Origin of the sequence: Scytonema hankhaensis NUACC26, assembly GCF_045865695.1 — a bacterium.
In the GTDB taxonomy this organism is placed as follows: Bacteria; Cyanobacteriota; Cyanobacteriia; order Cyanobacteriales; family Nostocaceae; genus Scytonema.
This window is the reverse complement of the sequence record NZ_BAACAP010000111.1, coordinates 1-22,658: the sequence shown is the minus strand read 5'-3', so window position 1 is coordinate 22,658 and position 22,658 is coordinate 1. Positions and strand designations below refer to the sequence as shown.

The following is a 22,658-nucleotide window of genomic DNA, read 5'->3' as shown; positions in this document are numbered from 1 at the left end:
TAGCACCTGTGGCAACAACTAATGTATCGTAGGGTATTGTTCTATCGCCCAGAATAACTTCTTGGGTTTCTGGATCGATATCATTGACTTCTCCCAAAAACACTTGTGTATTTTTGCTTTTGCGGAATACAGATCGTAATGGTGAGGAGATATCAGCAGGTGATAGCGTACCTGTCGCCACTTGATATAAAAGCGGCTGAAACAAATGAAAGTTACGTTTATCGATGAGAGTCACATTGACATTCGCTTTCTTGAGAGTCTTTGCTGTATACAGTCCACCAAAGCCTCCACCAATGATGACAACCTGATGTGGTACATTCTTTTCAAGTGAAACTACCATAAAAAATATTTCCTTGTGTTAAGAGTGTTGTAAATTTTCTTAACAAACTTGTAGCAGAATTACGATCTTCGTTGCTGTTTATTTAGAACAATTGAAAAATAATGAAAGTAGTCAAAGTTATATTAATTCTCTAAAATTTGGCAATAGATTCAAAATCTTTCTACCAATAATTCCAGGGTGTTATCTTTTATCTTTCCTATTTAGTCTAAGCTCAGTGCTCTTTTATTACTCTCGTTTGCTAAAAGCAACCTTAAGAACCAATCGCTCTTGAGGTGCATCGGACACAATAGGGTTGACGTTGTGCCATGCATTATCTGAATTTACTAAAATGACTGAGGTATTTACTAATGGAGGAATTTCTTGAAACATCGACTCAGGTCGATCGTCTTTCAAAATACGTAAGCATCCTCCCCAGTTAGAGTCCCATTCTTGATTGAAATAAAATAGGTGTACCAAACGACTACTAGGAACATCAGTATGAGGATTAAAAATCATATTTGTGTCATATCTAAAAAAGTAAATCCAAAGAAAATCATCCATTAGGTTTAAACTGGTCAGTTGCTCAAGAGCATCTCGATACGCACTTGTAAGTAAGTCATTAATTAAGTCCTGCCAACATTTGTTGAGTTTCAGCAATTCTTTAATCTGTTGCTCAGTTTGATTTTCTGCTTCAACAAATACCTTTCGGATTACAATACTACCAGATACGTGAAAACCTTCTTGAGGAAAACTATTAGCTAATTCGAGACAAGATTTTTCAGAGAATAGATTTTGTACAAATGCCCATCGATAAGGAAACTCTTGCATTGTCGCTTGAGCAATAGCGTTCATATTAAGCATAATATACTCCTTGAAACAAAAACTTAATTTATAAACTCTGTGGGTTTTTAAGTAAGTACTTAAACAAGTCATCAATAACTAGATTAGCGGCAAGCGGACTAGCGCCAAACCAATAACTTCCAACTTGATAAACTTTCCCTTGCTGCACTGCCTTTAATTTGAACCATAGTGGTGTAGCATGCGTTCGCTTCAATTCTTTTTGGTATTGTTCCTGCGTCCTCCAAGCAAAAGTAGTAACAAAGATGATATCTCCATCAATTTTGTCTATATATTCCCAGGAGATTAAATAATTTTTCAGAGGAAAAATTGAGTGTTGCACTGTTTTAGTATTCTGATTTTGTGATGGTGTATGAATTAAACTGGCTTCCGATAAAATCCCATACGAAAAGCTATCCTTCTGCTTTGCATACAGCCAACAGACTCCCTTTTCAAAACCAACAACAGACAACCGAATTTGAGCAAGTCGAGCGCCTATAGTAGTTTTAAACTTCTGCAAGCGAGAATAGTAGTTACTTAAAACCAACCGAGCTGACTCGACTTTACCTAGTACCTCGGCTACTTGCATAAAATAAGATTTCCATTCCCCCTCGCCTTTGTAGTGAACCATTACTGTTGGTGCAATTTGAGACAACAACGGATAGATGTCCTTTTGAATAACATCCAAGCCCAAAATTAAATCCGGCTTGAGAGCTAAAACCTTTTCAAGATTAGTTGGGAGAAAACCCACATCCGTTGTACCTTTGTAAACTTCTGGGTTAAAAATATGAGGTACTAGAGAAACTGAATGTCTTATCGGCGCTCCAATGGGCTTAACTCCCAACGCTATGGCATCTTCCCACAAATAAGGATGCAAGATAACTACCCTTTGCGAATAGGTTGGTATTACAGTTTCACCCAATGCGTGTTTTACTTTGCGAGTAACGATGTTTGGAGCAATAGAATAATTCCTCTCTCTACTTTTAAATTGTTGCTGGATTGGATGGCTACAGGCTAATAGTATCCAGAATATTAACAGTCCTACTAATGCCAATTGCTGCATACGACGCATAGCTCAGAACTCCCAACCCACAGTTAACTGTGCTGTAAATGGATCGCTCGGAAAAACTCTGTTACGATTGAAAGCCTCATAATAAAGAATATTAAATAAATTCTGGAGATTAAGTTGCACTCGCAGGTTGTTACCTCGATAGTAAAGAGCAGCGTCAGTGCGGACATAAGAGGGCAATGTGAAAGTGTTTGCTAAATCTCCTTGGCGATCGCCTATATAATACACCCCTAAACCACCACCAAATCCTTTCCAAGCTCCTGAAGGAATAATATATCTAGTCCACAAAGAAGCAGAGTGTTGAGGAACGCTATTGAGCAAGTTCCCAACAGGAAAGTTATTATCACTAGTAATGCGGGGATCGAAATAGTTATAAGAGGCAATAATATTCCATCCAGGTGCAAGTTGTCCGATGGCAAATAGTTCAACACCTCGAATTCTCTGCTCCCCAGTTTGGATTTGAAAAACAGGATTATTTGGGTCAAGTGTTGTGATGTTAGTCTTAGTCAAATCGAACAGAGCCAGCGTAGCAGATAATTTGTTATTGAGTAAGTCAGTTTTTACTCCCACTTCATACTGAGTACCACGACTGGGAACAAAAGGATTACTTTGTGCATCTGTGCCAGTTACCTGCTCAAAAGAACGGCTATAGCTAGCATAAAGTGAAACGTTATCGCTGGGCTGATAAACTATGCCTAAACGCGGACTGAAAGCGTCATCAGCTTGACTAGTTTTGACTCCACTAATACGGTTACGAGAATTATTATTAACCCAGTCAAAGCGTCCTCCCAAAACAAACTTGAAATTATCAGTTAGCGATATTTGGTCTTGAACATAAACTCCTTGAGCATTAGCGGTAGTGAAAGGTCTACTCCTACTCGTTAATCTACCTAAAGGTGTACCATACACAGGGTTGAACACATCAATCGGGCTACGTGCATAAAAATTCACCTGGCGATCGAGATCCTCCCAAAACAAATCAAAACCGAATAACAGTTTATGTTCAATACTACCAGTCTTAAATTGCCCTATGACATTGGTATCTATAATATAGTTGTTGCGAATAATATCTTGAAAGACAGATGAACGGTTTATCCTACGTTTATCAGCTTGTAAAGCACCGCTAGGGATCGTATCTCTTTCTGAAATAACCAGTTGAGCAAATTGGAAAGCATTGCGTAAAACCCAGTTATTATCAAAGCGCTGCTCAAAATTGTAGCCCATGCGGTTAGTTATACGACTTTGGCTAGTGGAACGCTCTCCCACATAGCGGCTGCGTGGAATCTTACCATTGGGATTGGGTAACACAGTCCCTTCTGCTGGTAAACCAGATATTAAGCTAGCACCGTAAGTGGGTTGTTCAACGTCCTGATACTCTCCTTCTAACGTTAGTTTGGTGTCTTTACCAATTTGCCAAGTCAAAACTGGTGCGGCAAAATAACGATACTCATTGCTAAAATCAACAAAACTTTTTGCATTTAAATAAGAGGCATTTAAGCGATAAAGTAAAGTTCGCTCCCGATTCAATGGTCCAGAAATATCAATAGAGGGTCGATAAGTTTCATAAGTACCAACGCGCATTTGAGCAAAGTAGTAAGGCTCACTCAAAGGTTGTTTAGTGACACGGTTAATAACACCACCAGGAGGTATTTGCCCAAATAATACTGAAGCAGGTCCGCGCAGGACCTCAATGCGCTCTAAGTTAGCTGTGTCAATTGTAAAACCTGAAATTAAATCTCTGATGCCATTGCGGAGACTTGTATCAACGCGAAACCCTCGAATAGAAAAACTATCAGCTATCCGAGATGAAAAGTCAGGAGATCCAATACCAGCTGTTTGCACCACATCTGTAATCCGATTTCCTCCTAAATCATCAATAACTTGACGAGGGAAGACTTGAACTGTAGCCGGAATATCTCGCAGTGGCGTATCCGTTTTTGTCCCCACGCTTGTATTTGGAGCGCGATAGGTATCAGGTGGTGCAGTTACCTCTAACTCAATTGGTGGTTGCTTCTGTTGTGTTTGGGGTTTTTGCTGTGGTGTCTGGGTCGGTTGATTTGCAGTGGACGCAGCACTCGTCACCCCGAATACCAACCCCTCAGTCTGACTATCAAACAACCTCACTACAGGCGCATCCGTTTCCCCTACTACTGTTACCCGCAGCGTGTTAGCATCAACATTTGCAACCGTTACCTCAGCAATTCCTGTTACAGGCTTTAATTGTTGAAAACTCTCCCCATTGGCAAGCTGTAATTTAGCATTCTTGATATCTGCAATGTAGGAATTCCCCTCAGTTTTTGGTGAAACTTGTAATTTCTCCGAATTAGCCGTAACTAAAATTAACTCAATCCCTTTGTCGCTGCTATTCACCTTTACATCTGTAACCACAACTACATCTGTAGTTGCTTGACTTAATTGAGGAGCAAAATTTTGGTTTTTGGGAGTTCTTAGTAAATAGTTAGCGCTAGTTTTAGCAGATTGTACCTCACTTAAACTTTGAATTTTACTTTTTGCATCATCTGGATGTAGTCTTTGTTTTTTGGGTAATGGTTGCTCGCCAAAAGCTGGATTAAATCCAGTAACCCAAAGTACTGGTATTAACCAGTTAATAGCCCCATAGCGCCACTTAATCAACATCTCTGATACACTCCAGATAAATACACCACACGAGGAAGTTTTTAGAATAGACGCAGCACAATTACAACGCTATTAGACATAAGCCTGAAAAAATGCTTTTGACAGTTTGTCGTCAATAGAGATAATTGTGACCAAACTGTTAGCACAAATTGGCTACTTCAACCCTTGTTAAAAGGATATAGCTTTTAAAAGCGGTTACATCCTCTTCGAGCCGGACTTTCCTCTTCCAAACGGACTTTTTAAGTTTGACAAGACTTGGGACTCACGCCAAACTTTTTACGAAAGGCATTACTAAATGAAGTCGTGCTAGCATAGCCTACCTTTCTTGCCACTTCTGTAACATTCATTTGTCTTTCAATCAGCAGATTGTATGCTACTTCCATCCTATAGTCGTGTAGATAACCAAACACCGTAGTATCAAAAACTTTACGAAAACCTTGTTTGAGTTTGCGCTCATTTAATCCAACTTGTCTTGCTAGCTCTATTAAAGAGGGTGGATTATGTATGTGTTTCAATAAAGTTTCTCTTGCATGATAAATGCGGTCAACTTCTGATGGCTTGAGCACAGTAGTTGTTAGATATCCCTGGTTGATCTTTATTTCTCGATCGACAACCAATGTTACCAGTTCCCAAACTTTACTTTCAAAATACATTTGCTTCATTATGCTTTGGTAGGGACATTGGATAATCTGCTGTACTGCTATCTGCATTGCTGGAGTTTGCATTCCATAGCGTTCATAAGTCCTTTGATCTGAGCGTTTGATGAGATGTTGTAACTGTGAAGGAAGTTTTCCAGATTTATCTATTGCAAAGGAACTAAAGACTTCTGGTTCTATGTGAATAGCTACTTCTACTGTCTGTAGTGGTTCCTTTTGTACTAGATAATTACTCTCAGAAGCCATACCACTGCTACTTAAAAAGTATCCTCCAGCCCTTTGTGGAGTATCCTGAGTTAGAGAGCCTACCTCAATAAAGAATCGAAATTCTAACATATGCTCTCGGTCGGGAAATTCTACAACCAATGATTTGTATGACTGTAAATTATAGAGATCTAAGATTATGCTATCTCGTAGCAGAATGTGTCTAAAATATCCTTTACCAATTGAATATTGATAGGTAATATCAGACTTATCAAAACTCTCATCATCTTGAACTGCCTCTAGTGGTTTAAATAGTTTTCCGTAATCTTTTGGTGAGAGAATAAGTGTCATAGTGAATAAAAATTTAGCTAACAACCCTCTTTAAACAAAAGATTTCAGCTAGTGATTTGTTTATAGCGTTGTTCGACAGTTTAATAACAGTTAAAATTATCACCTAAATAACTACAAGAAATGTAATCTGGTTAACAATTTTAGAAAACTTTACCAACTATTTTAGTATATAGAGGAAGCAAGTCCTAATTAAACAGATGGCTTGCGATCGCAGTAGTTCATCAGCAGTGGTTGGGATAAACGATTTCCTGTCCCTCTTCTAATCGTTTGAGCTTGGCAACAAGATACCGCTTGAAATCTTGAAGTTGATTAATCTGCTCCTCGACCTGCTCAATCTTCGTCTGGACAGCCTTTACTTTGTCATCATGTGAAATCCTGTTGTTTTGCCAATCATCGAGGATGGTTTTAATCTCATTCAAGGTGAAGCCCATCATCTTTCCTTGCTTGATAAATAAAAGATGCGACACCGTTTCAGTGTTATACTGTCGATAATTATTCTCGTTCCGCTTTTGTGTTGAACCGAGCAATCCAATTTTCTCGTAATAGCGAATTGTATCTTTGGACAGCCCTGTTTTCTGCGACAGTTCACCAATTAGCATTTTGCATCAACTTTCTACTTGACATTGGAGTATACTCCAACCTTTATCATCATTTTAGCGATTGAGTTGAAAGTCTGAACAGTATGCAAATAAGCAATACAACGTACACAGCCACCCCATTAGCTGGAAAAATTGCTCTTGTGACAGGAGCATCACGGGGAATTGGACAGGGGATCGCAGAACGCTTAGGACGAGCGGGAGCGACGGTCGTTGTCAATTACGCAGGGAGTCAAGAAGATGCAAATAAAGTAGTAGCAACGATTCAGTCGTTCGGGAGCAACGCGATCGCCCTTCAAGCCAACATGGGCAAAGTGGAGGAGATCCGCCGCTTATTTCAAGAAACAATCGATCGGTGTGGACAACTGGATATTTTGGTTAACAATGCAGGGATCGGTAGCATGGCTGCGATCGCAGACGTGACCGAGGAAGAATACAATCGAGTTTTTGATGTCAATGTACGAGGTGTTTTGTTTGCAATGCAGGAGGCAGCACGTCGGATGAATCAAAATGGCAGAATTGTGACAATTTCTTCTTCGACGACGCTTTATCCCGATCCAGGAGTAGCCGTTTACGCAGCAAGTAAAGCAGCGATCGAACTGTTGACACAGGTACTTGCTAAAGAGGTAGGTAATCGTGGAATCACGGTAAATACGATTATGCCAGGTCCAACGGTTCCTGGAATGTTCGCCAATCTCCCACCAGAAGTACAACAACAAGCTGCTGCCAGTTCACCTTTCAACCGACTGGGCACACCTCAGGACATTGCTAATATTATTGCATTTCTAGTGAGTGAAGAAGCTCGCTGGCTGACGGGGCAAGACATTTGTGCAAACGGTGGAGCAAGAATTTGACTGTTCTGCAAATAACACGGTCAAACAACCAAATCTAGAAAACTGGAGCGTCAACAATTGGACGATCGCACAGGGCAATGTCATACCTGGAGAAATTGTTTCTAGAGCTTTAACCATACTTGTATACTTGTTCGTTTCTGAAGTGCAAATAATTCAGAATTTACATCATTGGAGGAATCTTCACCTTAGCTCAATATATAAATAAAAGGTGCGTTGAATTTGCATATACATTTCTCAACTTAAACCTTTAACGTCAAATGGAAAGAATGTTTGATGAAATGTTAGGTTTAAATCATGAAATTCTATCAAATAGGATACATCCAATTGAAATTAAAGATACAAATGAATACTTAATTTTACGTGCTGAAATTCCTGGAGTTGAAGACAAAGACTTGGAAGTTCAAGTAGCACGATAGGCAATTTTTATTGCTGGGGAAACTCAATATGAAAACAAAGTAGAAGATCGGGGTTACTGGCGTTCAGAGTTACGTCATGGTAAATTCCAACGCTTGATTCCCCTCCCTGTTCCAGTTAAGAATGAGGAAGTCAAAGCCGAATTCAAAAATGGAATTTTAACATTGATACTACCTAAGGTGGATGAAGTCAAATATAAAGCAGTAAAAATCAACTTAGCAGAGGATAAAAAGTTACCAACTTCAGCCTCTGGTCAGACTATAGATGTTCCTGTTCAAAAAGCTTGAGGCTTCATTAAAAGAGAGATGGCTTGCGATCGCGTGACAACAACCCCGTTTCCGCTTACATAGCAATAAACCTGCACCAAGAGCCGCTAACGTACCCGGTATTAAATCTGATTCCGGAACTGCTACGATCTTACCCGAACCGCTAATTGTGTTGGTAAAAGCACCAAAATCAGTGGCTCTACGACCGGTTGTGACTAAAAAGTAATTTTGTTGAGCGGTCAGTTCTCGGCTGAACGCAGGGCTTCCGTCATTAGGAGTCGTAATTGTGACGAAATTCTTCGGATTGTATATATAAATGTCATCCAAGATATTAACCACGACCCTCGAGTAACAGATTTATATGACCCAAGAAAACTTGTGGTTGGTATGAATGTCTTAAATTGGACTTTATGGTATGCCCAAAATAAAGTTATTCTTGGCTGTGAAGTTAAGGTTATAGAAGACTGGCAATACAATGTTTGGAGGAAAGAGATAAATACTGAAACACAGTATATACCATAGTAAATAATATGACAAAAAATGGGTTGTACAAAAAACGTGCTTCGCAATTCCGTGTGCGCGACCAATAAAAAGTGCGATCGCTTACAAAAATCTCTCAAAATTAGCTAAATTTTGATGTCATAAAAAATGGCGATGGACTCACCCATGCTGGAGGCGATCGCGAATAATTCTTCTAAATTTTTATCATTAAAATTGCTGTATTATAATGTGTGTTTTTATACTTTTTTACTGATTTAGCAACACTGTAAATTACTCTTGTGGCTTATAAAAGCAGGCTTTGAGAGCATATCGAATCTCAGTGACATTTGGTGCAATATGTGGCACCATATCTTCCTACAGATAGACCTAATTCATTTACTGAAACACAAACAATAATCAATATTATTATTTAATCTTTAAGAAAAAATTAAATATCTTGAAAATGACAAGCATTAAGTTTAGTATATTAAGCTCTAAAGCTAGCGAAAGCTAGTTGTATGTGTCAGTTAAAATTATCGGGGGCAAGAAAGTTATGCAAGTTAGTGCTCGTAATTCTCTGAAAGCAACTGTCAAGAAAGTTGTTGAAGGATCTGTTAACACTGAGGTCATTTTAGAAGTGGCTCCTGGAGTAGAAGTGACAGCAATTATTACAAAGTCATCAGCAGAGAAACTGCAATTGGCTGAAGGTAAGCAAGCATACGCTATCGTCAAATCTTCGGATGTTATGGTTGCTATTGATTAATAGCTCGTAATTCCTAAATTTACCGTTACTAGCCCCACCATAACCCTCCCCGATGGATTGGCTATCCATTGTCCGGATCTTTCTCAATATTTATGAGAGTAACCACTCACGTTTTTTCTAACCCTGATTGGTTCGTCGTTCATTCTCAATAAACATGGATTTTTCGCGAGAATAATAAGTGTCATTTTGTCAAGACTGCTGACAATCTCAGCGTCCAGAATGCAGTTTAGGCAAGTGTTTTAAGATTGTAAAGAAAGATGTGACTGATGCATAGGATGGATTGGGGAGGGAACTAAATTTCTTGTATCCCCCCTTTACAAGGGGGAGCCACTGCGTTGGGCGGGTTTCCCGACTTATAGCAAGTGGTGAGTCCACCCTTGTAGGCGGGTCTCCTGCCGTAGAGGAGTGGCGAACCCGTAAGGGCGTGGATTAAGGGGAATCAATACAAATTGTGTGTACACCGTAGCTTTTCAAGAGGGGATAAAGAGGGGTTAATCTGTGCAAATGCTAGGTTTTTGTGTCACCTACTGAATATTCGTTGATTCAGAGGTAATCCATTGCAACTCCAACCACAACTGGGGATTATCGTGCTTCAGCCTTGATTTAGGGTCTTGCAGCAAGCGTGTTGCGTTTAAACAGACAACCTCAGCCAGCCCCATATATTTTGCGACTTGTCGAAGTACGGAGATTTGTGCCTTAACAGCTAAGAACACGTTATTTGGACAATAGATCGCAATGTAAGGTAAAAAGTGTGTGTGTGATTGTCCCCAAAAAGATCGGACAAGTTGCACGGAACAGTATTTGAGTAATGTCCGTACTTCTGGAAAAGATTGATTGACAATTGTGATGAATTCTCCTATGAGTTCTTGCTCATACCAACTTGAGTTCGTTAGTGTATATGCCATACTGAATATGTGGGTCAAAAATTGTCAGAACGTTTGTTTTTAGTGGTTAGCGAGATTCGACTACTAATGACTAACCAGTGAATACCAACCTGTTTTAGCGAATGTAGAGTATCTACCCAAGCCTAAAGTCAACAGAAGAAAATTTTGGTTGGTATATCTTAACAGAAGACATAACCAGCCCCCTAAACTCTATCAAAACTGAATTATTTTCACAAAACTGTATCAATGGCATCATTATACCAATAATATTGGTATAATGAACTGGCTTGATTTTCACCAACTTTACTGGTAATTTATAAAAGCACGCGAAAATATTGATGTATATTACGCGACAACGCTAAGAATCAAATCAAAAGCGTTAGAAGGCTATAGCACCCCTTGTAAAACCTACAAAGCAAATAAGCCTATATGTTTAGCTCAAATAATATCGGTAAGTATTTACTTGTCACCTCTGTATTAACTTGTATTTCCAGTGTTGCGCCTACTGGGGCTTTCGCTGTAACATTCGCGAGTCAGTCTGAACCTCAAACAATTACCTTATATGGAGCCGGAAGCTTGAGAGGTGCTTTGTCAGACGTTGCTAACTCCTTCTCACAAGAGTACAAAAATCCTGTCATAACAGAATTTGGTCCTTCTGGAACTCTACGAGAACGTATAGAAAACGGAGAAAAGCCTGATGTATTTGCCAGTGCTGATATTGGGAACCCGCAAAAATTGTACGAACAAGGCTTGAGCAGTCCCGTTGTTAACTTTACCAGCAACCGCATGACTGTAGTTGTTCGACCTGGATTATCAGTCACATCAGAAAATATTGTTGATACGCTCTTAGACCCCAATACTAAACTAGGGACTTCAACACCCATATCCGATCCTTCTGGCGACTACGCACAGGAAATATTCCAGAAAATCGATAAATTAAAACCAGGAAGCTTTCAAACGCTTGATGCAAAAGCTTTACGTTTGGTAGGTGGACCGAGTTCTCCACCAGTTCCAAATGGAAAAAACAGTCTTGTGTACTTTCTTGAAGAGACTCAGCAAGCAGATGTCTTTTTGTCCTACTATACTAGCGCACTCGCCGCACTTGAAGTCTCTCCTAATTTACAAGTGATAGAACTACCTGATAACTTAGCAATCAAAGCCGATTATGGTTTAACTGTTTTGAAAGGTGCTAATCCTGATGGTACAAAACTCGCTGAATATATTCTTTCACCTACAGGACAAAAGATTCTAGCAAAGTACGGCTTTAGTGCGCCTTCTCGCTCAACTAAAGTTCCCGAACACCAAAGCATAAGTATTTTTCTTGCAGCTAGTGTTGCGTTGTTACTCAAGAAAAAGTTGAAATCTTCTACATCAGTTGTCAAGCCTTAGTTTTACCTGTTAGGAACTCCAGCAATCAATAGCCAGAGTTCCACTTTAGTAGCCAACCTTGACAGCAAAAAACACCCTAATCAACGGAAATCATTACATCTGAAGCTTTGATGATAGCGTAAGCTTGTTTTCCTTGTTGGAGTCCTAACGTTTCTGCTGAAGTTTTTGTGATAACTGCAGTTATCTCAACTCCTGATGCAATTTCTAACTCTACCTCGTCATTGACAGCGCCAGTGATAATTTTTTTGACAGTGCCTTTGAAAGCATTACGAGCACTAATTTCCATATTCTGACACTCCCTGATTGTTTTTAACTTTATGTATACTACCAACTGTCTAGTTACGTAATTATCTCCTTTAGGAAAGATGCGATCAGATATCACTCTTGAAAGTATTTTATTGCCCTTCAGTATTTCATTACCAAAAATACTGGTATTTTTATTGAGACATAATATAGTACTAAATATACGGTTAAGACTCATATAAAATTTATACCAAGTTTGTCTAACTACCGAGCGTTCAAATCTCTTCGTTGTTCGGTACGTCTCCCTATCAATCCTAACGTCAAGTCTTCAACCAGACCTCTGTCTTTAAATTTACTCACTAGCGGCGTAGTCCGCTAGTTAGAGGCTCATATCTTGCACTATCTCTTTATTGCAAAAATAAAAGCCCAAAAAGCTTATTATTTCGTAGGGTAGACAGTGCCCACCACCTCCTTGTTGAGAAGGTGCAAGATGTCAGTTTACGAGTTTTGGGTGAATCTACTACTTCAGTTCAGAACCACATAGATCGGCATCGTTAACAGCTATTAGCATAGGTGCTGCTCTCAAGCATAAATTTAAAAAGCAGCAAGTGTAGATAAGCTAAAACACATTTAGTTTGCCAGAACAATTTTTTGAAACAATGAGTGGGATGGGAGTCCTACCCGTCCTATCTCAAATTAATAGACCAGGTGGAGTGGGATGGGCGTCCTCGCCTGCTCTCTAATGAAATACGCAAAACCTTGCATAATGTCATTAAAATTTACCAAAATTGTTGGTAAATTGCTACAATTGATACAGTTTTGGTCATTGATTTCAGCTTTTATGGTTACGGGGCAATTGGTATTTCCTCATTGAGAGTATACCAACCGCTTTTGTAAATCCTCAATTAATTTTAGGATTAGGCGAAAACTCTGCGAAGAAGGAAAAACTAAGTCTTCCACGCTTTCGATGAATATTGGATCGCTCAGAACAGCAACTGTAAAAGCAAGTCGTCTTTTATTAAGACTTCATCACCATTTTCACTCCAAACCATTATCAGTAGCGCCAGATCCGCTCACTTGGTTCGAGGTTATAGGTTACACTGTTCTGTTGGAATCGGATGTCAACTCTGTTGTACATTGCGTAGAACGCAGCAGTCTAACTGAAGTCGTTTTACGACATCGCCTACGCGACGCCTTGACGCGAATTAACCCTAAAGTTCCATTGAGTGCGATTGAAGCAGTTATCTCTCAGGTTATTTGCACCGAGAATCGTAACTTCTTTGAAAAAAATCGCCTTTTTCACAAACTGCTAACCGAAGGAGTTGATGTTACATACTACAAGGGCGATCGCACGGTTCGCAATAAGGTATGGCTGGTGGATATGTCCAATCCGCTCTCTAATGACTGGCTAGTGATGCATCCATTGACTGTTACTGACGCTAACCATATCTACTGTTTGGATGTTGTTGTCTTTATCAATGGGTTGCCGTTAGCAATTGTAACAGGGAGCCACTCACGCCAGAAAAACGCCACTCTTAAGGATGCTTATCTGCAACTTCAAACTTATAAACAACAAATTCCATATTTTTTTTCCTACAATGTATTCCAAGTGATTTGTTGTGGCGATCGCGCAAAAGTTGGAACACTAACCTCTGATTGGAAAGAGTTTTTCCCTTGGCGCACAATTGATGGCGAAGATTTACCACAGAACGGAGAAACAGAACTAGAAGTGCTGATTCAAGGTATTTTTGACAAACGACGGTTTCTCTCACTCATCAAGTACTTTATGATATTTGACAACAACGGTAACAGCAAACACTTGCTTCGTTACCCTTTTTGTACAATGCCGTACTTAAAATAATCTGTAAGTAGTTAGTGGATAGTAGTTAGTTGTTCTACTTAGCAGTCGCGATGAAAAAATTTTCTTATCCCTACTCCCTACTCCTTATATTGAGACTCTTGGTTGATGGCAACTGAAGGCGAGAAATCAGTACACTGGAGTAAGTAGCCCAGCTGGGATTAATGTCCGGAAAATCAATGACTCAACAACCTGCTAGAATCTGTATCCTTGGAGGAGGCTTTGGCGGTCTCTACACTGCACTGCGCTTGAGTGAATTGCCTTGGGAAAATTCACAAAAGCCGGAAATTGTTCTGGTAGATCGAAGCGATCGCTTCCTCTTTTCTCCCCTTCTTTACGAATTGTTAACTGGGGAATTGCAAACTTGGGAAATTGCCCCACCATTTGAAGAACTTTTACAAGGCACAGGTGTACGGTTTTGTCAAAGTATTGTGTCAGGAATTGATATAGACCAGCGAAGCGTGCATCTACATGATGGGCCAGAATTATCATACGATCGCCTGTTACTAGCATTAGGTGGCGAAACACCCTTAGATATAGTTCCCGGAGCAACATCTTACGCCTACCCCTTCCGCAGTATTACAGACGTCTATCGTTTAGAAGAACGTCTGCGAGTGCTAGAAGAATCAGAGACAGACAAAATCAGAGTAGCAATTGTTGGTGGTGGATATAGCGGTGTAGAACTAGCTTGCAAACTAGCAGATAGACTTGGGGAGAGAGGAAGATTTCGACTGATTGAAATCAGCGACCAGATTTTGAGAACTTCGCCAGAATTTAACAGACAAGCAGCAACCAAAGCCTTAGAAAAACGGGGAGTATTTCTCGATTTAGAAACCAAGGTAGAATCTATCGGACTAGATAGCATTTCCTTAGAGTACAAAAATCAGATTGACACCATTCCCGTAGACTTAGTAATTTGGACGGTAGGAACGAGAGTCTCACCCGTGGTGAGAAATTTACCAGTAAAACAAAACCAACGCGGTCAAATTAGTGTGACATCAACTCTTCAAGTGGAAGACCATGCCGAAATTTTTGCCGTAGGAGATTTAGCAGATTGCCGTGATGCAGACGGACAGCAAGTTCCTGCAACAGCCCAAGCAGCTTTTCAACAAGCTGATTATACTGCATGGAATATCTGGGGAACCTTAACCAATCGTCCTTTACTCCCCTTCCGCTACCAATACTTAGGTGAGATGATGACATTAGGGATAGACAATGCAACACTCACAGGATTGGGAGTCAAGTTAGATGGTTCCCTAGCATATGTTGCTCGTCGTCTTGCCTATCTTTATCGAATGCCAACCTTGGATCAAAAATTTAAAGTTGGTTTTAATTGGCTCGCTCGTCCTATTATAGAAACACTCATAAAAAGCAGTTAGTGCTAATTGCTAATTGCTAAGAAGCTAATTGCTAATTGGTTGATATGGAAAGACCGAAAGTTATCTTTTTGGATGCTGTTGGCACTCTCTTTGGTGTTAAAGGAAGCGTGGGCGAAGTTTATAGTCAAATAGCGCAAGAGTTTGGAGTGGAAGTGCCATCTGAAATTTTGAACAAAGCATTTATCCAAAGCTTTAAAACTTCCCCACCTCCTATCTTTCCAGGTGCAGAACCACAAGATATTCCTCAATACGAGTTTGAGTGGTGGTATAACATCGCTCGAAATACCTTTGAAAAAGCAGGCGTTTTAGAAAAATTTACTGATTTCTCTACTTTTTTTAGCGAAGTTTACATCCACTTTGGAACAGCAGAACCGTGGATTGTTTATCCTGATGTTCTGCCTGCCTTAACAAAATGGCGACGACTGGGAATAGAACTAGGTATACTATCTAATTTTGATTCCCGAATTTATTCGGTATTACAAGATTTGGAACTTAGAGAGTTTTTTGGCTCGATTACCATTTCTACCCAAGCTGGTGCTGCTAAACCAAACCCTGAAATTTTTACAACTGCCTTAAAAAAACATGACTGTTCGCCTGAAGCCGCATGGCATATTGGCGATAGTGTTGCAGAGGACTACCACGGGGCTAAAAAAGCTGGTATTCGGGGAATTTGGATAAATAGGAAGAATCAGTGACCAGTGACCCTTACGGGTTCGCCAGTCGCCTACGGCGGGAGACCCGCCTGCAGCGCTGGACTCACCAGTGACCAGTGACCAGTGGTCACTATCCACTAACTCTTACGCAATCTGCTTGGCTTCATCTTCAAGCAAGCGAATGAGATTTAGATCTCCTTGTTCTCGAGCAACTTGCAGGCGATGTTCTAAATTACGACGAATATTGGTGAGATGCGCTTTGGCTATCTCATTTCCACATTTGTTCGCGCTGCCAGATTCTACCACACTGGCAACTTTGCTTCGCTGCTTGGACAGCATCATCAATTCTACGTCTAATGGATCGCCAATAGCATAAGCTACACCACGATACTTCAACTCAGCTACCGGTTGTGTCTGAGGAATGTGTCTTGGGTAATGGCGCGTCCAAGTTTGACCCCGATACATCCCTCTAGTTTCGCTTGCGGTGACTTCGGGATTTAGGGGATTGTGTTCATATTTAGTACCACGATATGTGAGTTTCATCTGTCTCGCCTCGAATCGAAATGAATTGTTGGAGTCGTTGGATAAAATGAGGCGCGTTCCTTGGGGATATTTCCCTACTTCCGTCTCCACAAGATATCGCGCTGAAAAATTGGTTTTCCAACGTCTTGTGAAGATGAACGATTTATTTCTGTATTCATTGTAACCGTTTTTTTGATAAATTGGCAAATCATGACAAAAAATTATAGAAATATCTTATTTATGTCTTAAGTCGTATAAGATATCTCTAGCCATCTTTCTAAAGGTACAAGGGACTTCCAGATAAACAATCTTTTAACATTTCTTATGTAAAATTTCTTGTGGTGCGGGCTTCTAGCCCGCCGCTTATACAGGACAGGCGAGGACGCCCATCCCACAAGAACTTATACAGGACAGGCGAGGACGCCCATCCCACAATTTCAAGGAGTTCATCTATCTTTGACTACCTTTAATTTTTGTAAACTACTATCTGTACATCCACTAATAAAACCGCCTGTTCTCTGGATCTGTTGCAGATAATCTAAAGCTGCTGTGGTAATGATTTCTCCTGGCATCAAAACAGGAATTCCTGGAGGGTAAGGACACACAATTTCGGCACAAATTCTTTCTGTGGTTTCTTTTAACGGTAAAGTTTCTGTTGCTGCAAAGAAAGCCTCACGAGGTGAAAGACACAAAGAATCATCGAAGTATTTTAATTCGGACGATCTAACAAAATCATCAATTCTACTCCCTATTCCCAACCCCCTACTCCCCATCTTTAAGGAAAGAGTTGTGAAGGCTTGCACTAATTTATCTATATCTTCTTGGGTATTTCCTAAACTAATAATAAATGTGAGATGTTGCAGGGATGCAAATTCAGCAGTCACGCCTAGCTTGTCGTTGAGAATTTCTTCCGCTTCAAAGCCAGTTAAACCTAAACTAGATATGGTCACGGTTAAGCGTGTTTTGTCTAGAGCAATCGCTCCTGGAAAAGCAGGGTTGGGAGAAATTTCTAAAACTGACAATCCGGGAATTTGACTGATGCGGCTTCTAGCATTTTCTGCTAGTTCTAATGTCCGCGACATTAACTCTTTGCCCTGTAGTGCCATTTGTTGACGGGCTGCATCAAGAGAGGCTAGGAGTATATAACTGGGGCTAGTGGATTGCACGAGTTGTAACGCTTTGCTCACTCGGTCGGGATCTATCCTGTTACCTTGAAGGTGCAGCATAGATGCTTGTGTCATTGCACCGAGGACTTTATGTGTGGATTGTACCGTTAAATCCGCACCAGCTGCTAGGGCTGGGGTGGGAAGTTGGGTATGAAAGGCAAAGTGTGCGCCGTGGGCTTCATCGACAAGTAGGGGAATGTTATGTTGATGGGCAAGGGCTGCGATCGCTCCCACATCTCCACAAACACCGTAGTATGTCGGGTATACCATAAAGACTGCCTTGGCGTCTGGATGTTGTTGTAATGCTGCTTGTACGGCGTTGGGGGTAATGCTGTGGGCAATATCTAAAACGGCGTCGTATTCTGGGTAAACAAAAATGGGGATTGCACCAGAGAGAATTAAGCCTGCGATCGCAGAGGAATGAACGTTGCGAGGTAGAATAATTTTGTCTCCGGTTCCACAGGTAGCCAAAATAGCGGCTTCGATACCACAAGTAGAGCCATTCACCAGAAAGCAAGTTTGTGAAGCACCAAATGTTTCTGCAGCTAGTTGTTGCGCTTGGTAGATAACGCCACTAGGTGAAAAAAGATTATCGAGTTCTGTAAGTTCTGGCAAATCGGTGCGAAAGACAAATTGACCGAAAACATCAGTTAATAATGAAGAAATTCCCCGTCCTCGCTTGTGTCCTGGGGTGTAAAAGGGAGCATGAGGACGTTCTGCACAAGCTTTTAAAGTATCTAGCAGGGGTGTTTGATTGCGATCGAGCATAGCTGGGCAGATATGTTTTTAGGAAGATGTCAATAGCATCTAATATAACTAGGTTGGGAATAAGCAATAGAATATCAACAAAGACAATTATGGTTTATCCCGATCCCGGACCATTACCAAACGTTCCCCTGACTCCCGATCCAGTACCCCAACCAATACCGGGACCAGTTCCAGAACCAATACCCAGTCCCGCACCCGAACCAGTACCCGCACCAGCACCGGAACCAGTACCAGCGCCCATTCCTCAGCCAGTACCCGGACCAATTCCCCAAACAGTTCCCGGTCCTGTATAGTAGCTAAGCTACTATAATTTAGAATCCCAAATCTAAAACCCAAAATCTAAAATGCTACGAGCCGGAATTGTCGGACTCCCGAACGTTGGAAAATCGACTTTATTTAATGCCGTGGTTGCTAATGCTAAAGCAGAAGCAGCCAATTTTCCCTTTTGTACCATTGAACCGAATGTCGGCGTTGTTGCTGTACCAGATGAACGGTTAGATGTTTTAGCAAAAATTTCCTCCTCAAAACAAATCGTTCCGGCGCGTGTAGAGTTTGTAGATATTGCCGGTTTGGTTAAAGGTGCTAGCCAGGGCGAGGGACTGGGTAACCAATTTTTGTCTCACATTCGACAAGTGGATGCGATCGTTCATGTGGTACGTTGTTTTGAAAATGACGACATTATCCACGTTGCTGGTTCAGTCGATCCCGTGCGGGACATTGAAACTATCACTTTGGAACTTGGGTTAGCTGACTTGGCTCAAGTTGAACGGCGGATAGAACGCACCCGCAAACAAGCGAGGACTAGCAAGGAAGGACAAATTGAATTAGCATTGCTGGAAAAAATAGCGGTTGCATTAAATGAAGGAAAATCAGCAAGACAGGTGAGTTTAACTGAAGAAGAAGCCGAGATAGTTAAACCACTGGAATTACTAACTGCAAAACCCATTATTTATGCTGCCAACGTGTCAGAAGATGATCTTTCCACAGGTAATGAATATGTAGAAAGAGTGCGGCAAGTTGCAGCCCAGGAAAACGCACAAGTTGTGGTTGTTTCTGCTCAAGTAGAATCAGAATTGATAGAGTTACCAGAAGAAGAAAGAGCGGAATTCTTGGCATCTTTGGGAGTAGAAGAAGGCGGTTTAAAATCGTTAATTCGTGCTACTTATACTTTGTTAGGTTTGCGGACTTACTTCACAACTGGAGAAAAAGAAACTCGTGCTTGGACAATTACAGCAGGGATGTCAGCACCGCAAGCAGCAGGTGTCATTCACAGCGATTTTGAACGCGGATTTATTCGTGCAGAAACAGTTGCTTATAAAGATTTGGTAGCATCTGGCTCGATGAATGGTGCGAAGGAAAAGGGTTTAGTTCGCAGTGAAGGAAAAGAGTACACCGTTCAAGAAGGCGATGTTCTGTTGTTCCGTTTTAACGTCTAAGTTACAGTGACCAGTAATCAGTGACCAGTGACCAGTAACCAATGACCACTTGACCAGCAATCGGTAACCTCAATCTCGTTCCCAGGCTCCGCCTGGGAATACCTTCCAGTATGCTCAGGAACAAATTCAACACAGGCTGTCCACACACCACCAATGCCACCCAAGGAGGCTCGTTGCGAGAGTTTTCCTTGTAGCCTTTTTAAGGGGGATAATGGGGGATCTCTAATTACAGTTCATAAGAATGGTGGGCTACAGTACTTAGAATCTTTCACAAATTATTCATAATTCCTATATATGATACAGGATAAAAACTAAAGAAAATTCCTAGAAATTAAATAGTAGTCTGTCCTACAGCAGGAGATTGTTTATGATTTAAAAAATAATGCAGAGGTTTAATTGGTACAAATTGTTGATTGTAATGTCTGAAGCAGTTTCTACCTTCTGCTTTCGCTTGATACAGTGACTTATCAGCCATAGCAATCAGTTCTTCATAACTAGAGTGTTCGCTAGGAATTTCTGTCGCAACTCCAGCGCTTATAGTGACGCGAGCGCTCACTTTTGAATTAATATGGGGAATATTTAATGTTTGAATGGCAGAACAAATTATTGCAGCAACATGGGCAGAACCAGAAGCACTTGTATTGGGTAAGATGACAGCGAATTCTTCACCTCCATAACGAGCCACTAAATCGGTAGAACGCTTCGCTTCACTTTTAATAAATTGGGCAACTTCATAGAGACATCGATCGCCTGTTTGAGGACCGTAAGTATCATTGTAGGATTTGAAAAAGTCTACGTCACAGAGAATGAGAGATAAGGGTAACCGTTCTCGCATCATACTCCGCCATACCTGTTTCAGATGCTCCTCAAAATGGCGGCGATTAGCAACTTGCGTTAATTCATCAGTAGAGGCAGATCGTTGCAATTCTTGGTTAGCCATTTCTAGCTTTTGATGAAGCTGAGATTGTTCGAGGGACTTTTTCACTCGTTGGCGCATAACAGCCAAATGAATTGGTTTAGTGATATAGTCACTAGCACCTGCTTCAAAAGCGCGATCCACTGATGTTTGGTCTTCAAGTCCCGTAATCATTAAAATAGGAATGTGCTGCCAATCAGGAATTATTCGTAACTGAGAACAACACTTAAAGCCATTCATCCCCGTCATCATGGCATCAAGAAGCACAACATCAGGACGCAGAGTTTGACACAATGCGATCGCTTCTTCTCCATTTTGGGCTTCGCTTATCCAATATCCCTCCTTTTCCAAGCAGAACCGGAGTTGCATCCGAATAAAAGAATCATCATCAACGATAAGAATAAGAAAAGGGTCTTTTAAAGAATTTATTCTCATTTTGTCACCTTTTTTAGTTGTATTTGTAAAAAAATTGTCAAGAGCTTACTATACGTTACCCTTTTTTCTACTTTTTTTAACAATTTGTTTAAGTATAAATTAATACTAATATATATTGTTTTTTCAGTATTATTACTAAAGAAAAAGGAGGGATTACGTACTCTACTTGTATTTCATAAATTAAATAGAAGTACTGTATTTACTCATCAACACAATCTGTTTTCCGAAAATTTAGTGTAAATATTTGAAGAAATTTTGAAGTTTGCCGGATTTAACATTTTTACATACACGCTTGCTACTCGTATATTTACACTTTATAAAGAAATTAAAGATACTATTATGTACTTATTTCTTAGCAAATAACTACGTAAAGAATAATTACATTTGTCTGTAAATGCTACACATTCGCTTAACCATAATTTATATGAAATCATGGCGATCGATTAACAAAGTCGGAAGAGAATGGAACAACATCGGAAGTCAACGGTCATAGTTACGGGTGCCTCCTCCGGAATCGGTTTGCAAGCTGCAAAAGTTCTTTCCCAATCCGGGCAATGGCATGTGGTGATGGCTTGCCGGGATTGCTCCAAGGCACAAAAAGCTGCCCAATCTGTGGGTATGTCTCAAGATAGCTACACAATCTTGCAGGTGGACTTAGCATCCTTAGAAAGTGTTAGGCAATTCGTGAAGAACTTCAGGCAAAGCGGAAGATCTTTAGATGCGTTGGTGTGTAACGCGGCAATTTATATGCCTTTGTTAAAAGAACCGAAGCGAAGCCCGGAAGGATATGAATTAAGCGTTGCTACCAATCACTTGGGGCATTTCCTCATGTGTAACCTCTTCTTAGAAGATTTAAAAAATTCTCCATCTTCGGAACCAAGGTTAGTAATTTTGGGAACTGTAACGCACAATCCCAAAGAGTTGGGAGGAAAAATTCCCCCACGTCCGGACTTAGGAGAACTCAAGGGATTTGCAGAAGGATTTAAAGAACCAATCTCAATGATTGACGGGAAAAAGTTTAACTCTGTCAAGGCTTACAAAGACAGTAAGGTTTGCAACATCTTGACTATGAGAGAATTGCATCGGCGATATCATAAGTCACACGGCATCACCTTTAGTTCTCTCTATCCTGGGTGCGTAGCAACATCGGCGCTGTTCCGCGATCACTATCCCTTATTTCAAAAACTTTTCCCAGTTTTCCAAAAGAATATTACTGGTGGCTTTGTCTCTGAAGAGGAAGCAGGTAAGAGAGTTGCAGAAGTTGTGGCTTCTCCTGCATACAACCAATCTGGTGCTTATTGGAGTTGGGGAAATCGACAAAAGAAGGATGGTAAGTCCTTTGTTCAAGAAGTTTCGCCGGAAGCAAGCGATGAGGAGAAATCGCAGGGTCTGTGGGAACTGAGCGCAAAGTTGGTTGGGCTTGCTTAGCAGATTAACGGAAGTCAGCGATTTCTAAGAAATCATCCATCTTGTGGGATGGGCGTCCTCGCCCGTCCTATACTAATGGCGGGCTAGAAGCCCGCACCACAAGAGAAAATTGTTTTTGGAGAGTTTAAGGGATTT

At 40.7% G+C, this 22,658-nt stretch carries 24 protein-coding genes and 1 riboswitch; of the genes, 12 read left to right on the top strand and 12 right to left on the bottom strand.

The genetic code is table 11. From position 1 onward, the window contains the following. From ACKTT2_RS05375 to ACKTT2_RS05350, 6 genes are all read right to left on the bottom strand, one after another. On the bottom strand, positions 1-340 hold a 340-nt coding region (locus tag ACKTT2_RS05375), incomplete at its 3' end, for an FAD-dependent oxidoreductase (RefSeq protein WP_407884748.1). Between the two features lie 225 nt (positions 341-565). Next, positions 566-1,180: a 2OG-Fe(II) oxygenase family protein gene (locus tag ACKTT2_RS05370; protein ID WP_407884746.1), complete on the bottom strand. Its 615-nt coding sequence runs from the start codon at positions 1,178-1,180 to the stop codon at positions 566-568. A 28-nt stretch (positions 1,181-1,208) separates the two neighbouring features. Continuing rightward, the gene (locus tag ACKTT2_RS05365) at positions 1,209-2,228 is read right to left on the bottom strand and encodes an ABC transporter substrate-binding protein (protein WP_407884744.1); all 1,020 of its coding nucleotides are present in this window, start codon (positions 2,226-2,228) and stop codon (positions 1,209-1,211) included. Between the two features lie 3 nt (positions 2,229-2,231). Beyond that, on the bottom strand, positions 2,232-4,862 hold the full coding sequence (locus tag ACKTT2_RS05360; protein ID WP_407884742.1) for a TonB-dependent siderophore receptor: 2,631 nt from the start codon (positions 4,860-4,862) through the stop codon (positions 2,232-2,234). A 239-nt stretch (positions 4,863-5,101) separates the two neighbouring features. Then, positions 5,102-6,073, bottom strand: coding sequence for a helix-turn-helix transcriptional regulator (locus ACKTT2_RS05355; protein WP_407884740.1), 972 nt, complete (start codon positions 6,071-6,073; stop codon positions 5,102-5,104). Between the two features lie 221 nt (positions 6,074-6,294). Next, the gene (locus ACKTT2_RS05350; protein WP_407884738.1) at positions 6,295-6,672 is read right to left on the bottom strand and encodes a MerR family transcriptional regulator; all 378 of its coding nucleotides are present in this window, start codon (positions 6,670-6,672) and stop codon (positions 6,295-6,297) included. Between the two features lie 83 nt (positions 6,673-6,755). On the opposite strand from ACKTT2_RS05350, the gene ACKTT2_RS05345 reads away from it, so the two are divergent. Genes ACKTT2_RS05345 through ACKTT2_RS05330 form a run of 4 tightly spaced genes read left to right on the top strand, consistent with a single transcriptional unit; the run spans position 6,756 to position 8,224 of the window. Then, entirely contained in the window at positions 6,756-7,523 is a 768-nt protein-coding gene (locus ACKTT2_RS05345; RefSeq protein ID WP_407884736.1) for a glucose 1-dehydrogenase, read from the top strand. After that, complete coding sequence (locus tag ACKTT2_RS05340; RefSeq protein WP_407884734.1) at positions 7,498-7,728, top strand: hypothetical protein; 231 nt, start codon at positions 7,498-7,500, stop codon at positions 7,726-7,728. The genes ACKTT2_RS05345 and ACKTT2_RS05340 overlap by 26 nt, the downstream gene beginning before the upstream one ends. Positions 7,729-7,780: 52 nt before the next feature. Continuing rightward, positions 7,781-7,939 (top strand): Hsp20/alpha crystallin family protein, encoded by a 159-nt coding sequence (locus ACKTT2_RS05335; RefSeq protein ID WP_407884732.1) that lies wholly within the window; start codon positions 7,781-7,783, stop codon positions 7,937-7,939. A gap of 3 nt (positions 7,940-7,942) precedes the next feature. Next, on the top strand, positions 7,943-8,224 hold the full coding sequence (locus ACKTT2_RS05330) for an Hsp20/alpha crystallin family protein (protein ID WP_407884750.1): 282 nt from the start codon (positions 7,943-7,945) through the stop codon (positions 8,222-8,224). On the opposite strand, the gene ACKTT2_RS05325 is transcribed toward ACKTT2_RS05330, so the two are convergent. After that, positions 8,180-8,542 (bottom strand): hypothetical protein, encoded by a 363-nt coding sequence (locus tag ACKTT2_RS05325; protein ID WP_407884730.1) that lies wholly within the window; start codon positions 8,540-8,542, stop codon positions 8,180-8,182. The genes ACKTT2_RS05330 and ACKTT2_RS05325 overlap by 45 nt on opposite strands. A gap of 694 nt (positions 8,543-9,236) precedes the next feature. Between ACKTT2_RS05325 and ACKTT2_RS05320 the strand changes: the two genes are divergently transcribed. Continuing rightward, on the top strand, positions 9,237-9,446 hold the full coding sequence (locus ACKTT2_RS05320; RefSeq protein ID WP_407884728.1) for a TOBE domain-containing protein: 210 nt from the start codon (positions 9,237-9,239) through the stop codon (positions 9,444-9,446). Positions 9,447-9,970: 524 nt separating this feature from the next. On the opposite strand, the gene ACKTT2_RS05315 is transcribed toward ACKTT2_RS05320, so the two are convergent. Then, entirely contained in the window at positions 9,971-10,351 is a 381-nt protein-coding gene (locus ACKTT2_RS05315; RefSeq protein WP_407884726.1) for a hypothetical protein, read from the bottom strand. Between the two features lie 408 nt (positions 10,352-10,759). Between ACKTT2_RS05315 and ACKTT2_RS05310 the strand changes: the two genes are divergently transcribed. Beyond that, on the top strand, positions 10,760-11,719 hold the full coding sequence (locus ACKTT2_RS05310) for a molybdate ABC transporter substrate-binding protein (protein WP_407884723.1): 960 nt from the start codon (positions 10,760-10,762) through the stop codon (positions 11,717-11,719). Between the two features lie 76 nt (positions 11,720-11,795). On the opposite strand, the gene ACKTT2_RS05305 is transcribed toward ACKTT2_RS05310, so the two are convergent. Beyond that, entirely contained in the window at positions 11,796-12,005 is a 210-nt protein-coding gene (locus ACKTT2_RS05305) for a TOBE domain-containing protein (protein WP_407884721.1), read from the bottom strand. A 924-nt stretch (positions 12,006-12,929) separates the two neighbouring features. On the opposite strand from ACKTT2_RS05305, the gene ACKTT2_RS05300 reads away from it, so the two are divergent. From ACKTT2_RS05300 to ACKTT2_RS05290, 3 genes are all read left to right on the top strand, one after another. Then, a complete protein-coding gene (locus tag ACKTT2_RS05300) occupies positions 12,930-13,823 on the top strand; it encodes a type I restriction endonuclease (RefSeq protein WP_407884719.1) in 894 nt (297 codons plus the stop codon). A gap of 176 nt (positions 13,824-13,999) precedes the next feature. Then, a complete protein-coding gene (locus ACKTT2_RS05295; RefSeq protein ID WP_407884716.1) occupies positions 14,000-15,199 on the top strand; it encodes an NAD(P)/FAD-dependent oxidoreductase in 1,200 nt (399 codons plus the stop codon). 44 nt (positions 15,200-15,243) lie between these two features. Next, positions 15,244-15,894, top strand: coding sequence for an HAD-IA family hydrolase (locus tag ACKTT2_RS05290; RefSeq protein WP_407884714.1), 651 nt, complete (start codon positions 15,244-15,246; stop codon positions 15,892-15,894). Positions 15,895-15,996: 102 nt separating this feature from the next. Here ACKTT2_RS05290 and pirA read toward each other — a convergent pair whose 3' ends face one another. Together pirA and ACKTT2_RS05280 are read right to left on the bottom strand one after the other, a co-directional pair. Beyond that, a complete protein-coding gene (gene pirA / locus ACKTT2_RS05285) occupies positions 15,997-16,395 on the bottom strand; it encodes an arginine synthesis PII-interacting regulator PirA (protein ID WP_407884713.1) in 399 nt (132 codons plus the stop codon). A gap of 50 nt (positions 16,396-16,445) precedes the next feature. Continuing rightward, a riboswitch (Glutamine riboswitch) is annotated at positions 16,446-16,537 on the bottom strand. 283 nt (positions 16,538-16,820) lie between these two features. Beyond that, a complete protein-coding gene (locus tag ACKTT2_RS05280; protein WP_407884711.1) occupies positions 16,821-18,308 on the bottom strand; it encodes an aminotransferase class I/II-fold pyridoxal phosphate-dependent enzyme in 1,488 nt (495 codons plus the stop codon). An 89-nt stretch (positions 18,309-18,397) separates the two neighbouring features. Between ACKTT2_RS05280 and ACKTT2_RS05275 the strand changes: the two genes are divergently transcribed. Together ACKTT2_RS05275 and ychF are read left to right on the top strand one after the other, a co-directional pair. After that, complete coding sequence (locus ACKTT2_RS05275) at positions 18,398-18,601, top strand: hypothetical protein (RefSeq protein ID WP_407884708.1); 204 nt, start codon at positions 18,398-18,400, stop codon at positions 18,599-18,601. A 51-nt stretch (positions 18,602-18,652) separates the two neighbouring features. Continuing rightward, positions 18,653-19,744, top strand: coding sequence for a redox-regulated ATPase YchF (ychF, locus tag ACKTT2_RS05270; protein WP_407884706.1), 1,092 nt, complete (start codon positions 18,653-18,655; stop codon positions 19,742-19,744). A gap of 331 nt (positions 19,745-20,075) precedes the next feature. On the opposite strand, the gene ACKTT2_RS05265 is transcribed toward ychF, so the two are convergent. After that, positions 20,076-21,095 carry a GGDEF domain-containing response regulator gene (locus ACKTT2_RS05265; protein ID WP_407884704.1) on the bottom strand — a complete coding sequence of 340 codons (1,020 nt, stop codon included), beginning with the start codon at positions 21,093-21,095 and terminating at the stop codon, positions 20,076-20,078. Between the two features lie 462 nt (positions 21,096-21,557). Between ACKTT2_RS05265 and ACKTT2_RS05260 the strand changes: the two genes are divergently transcribed. Then, positions 21,558-22,523, top strand: a complete 966-nt coding sequence (locus ACKTT2_RS05260) for a protochlorophyllide reductase (RefSeq protein WP_407884702.1) — start codon at positions 21,558-21,560, stop codon at positions 22,521-22,523. Positions 22,524-22,658: the final 135 nt, after the last annotated feature.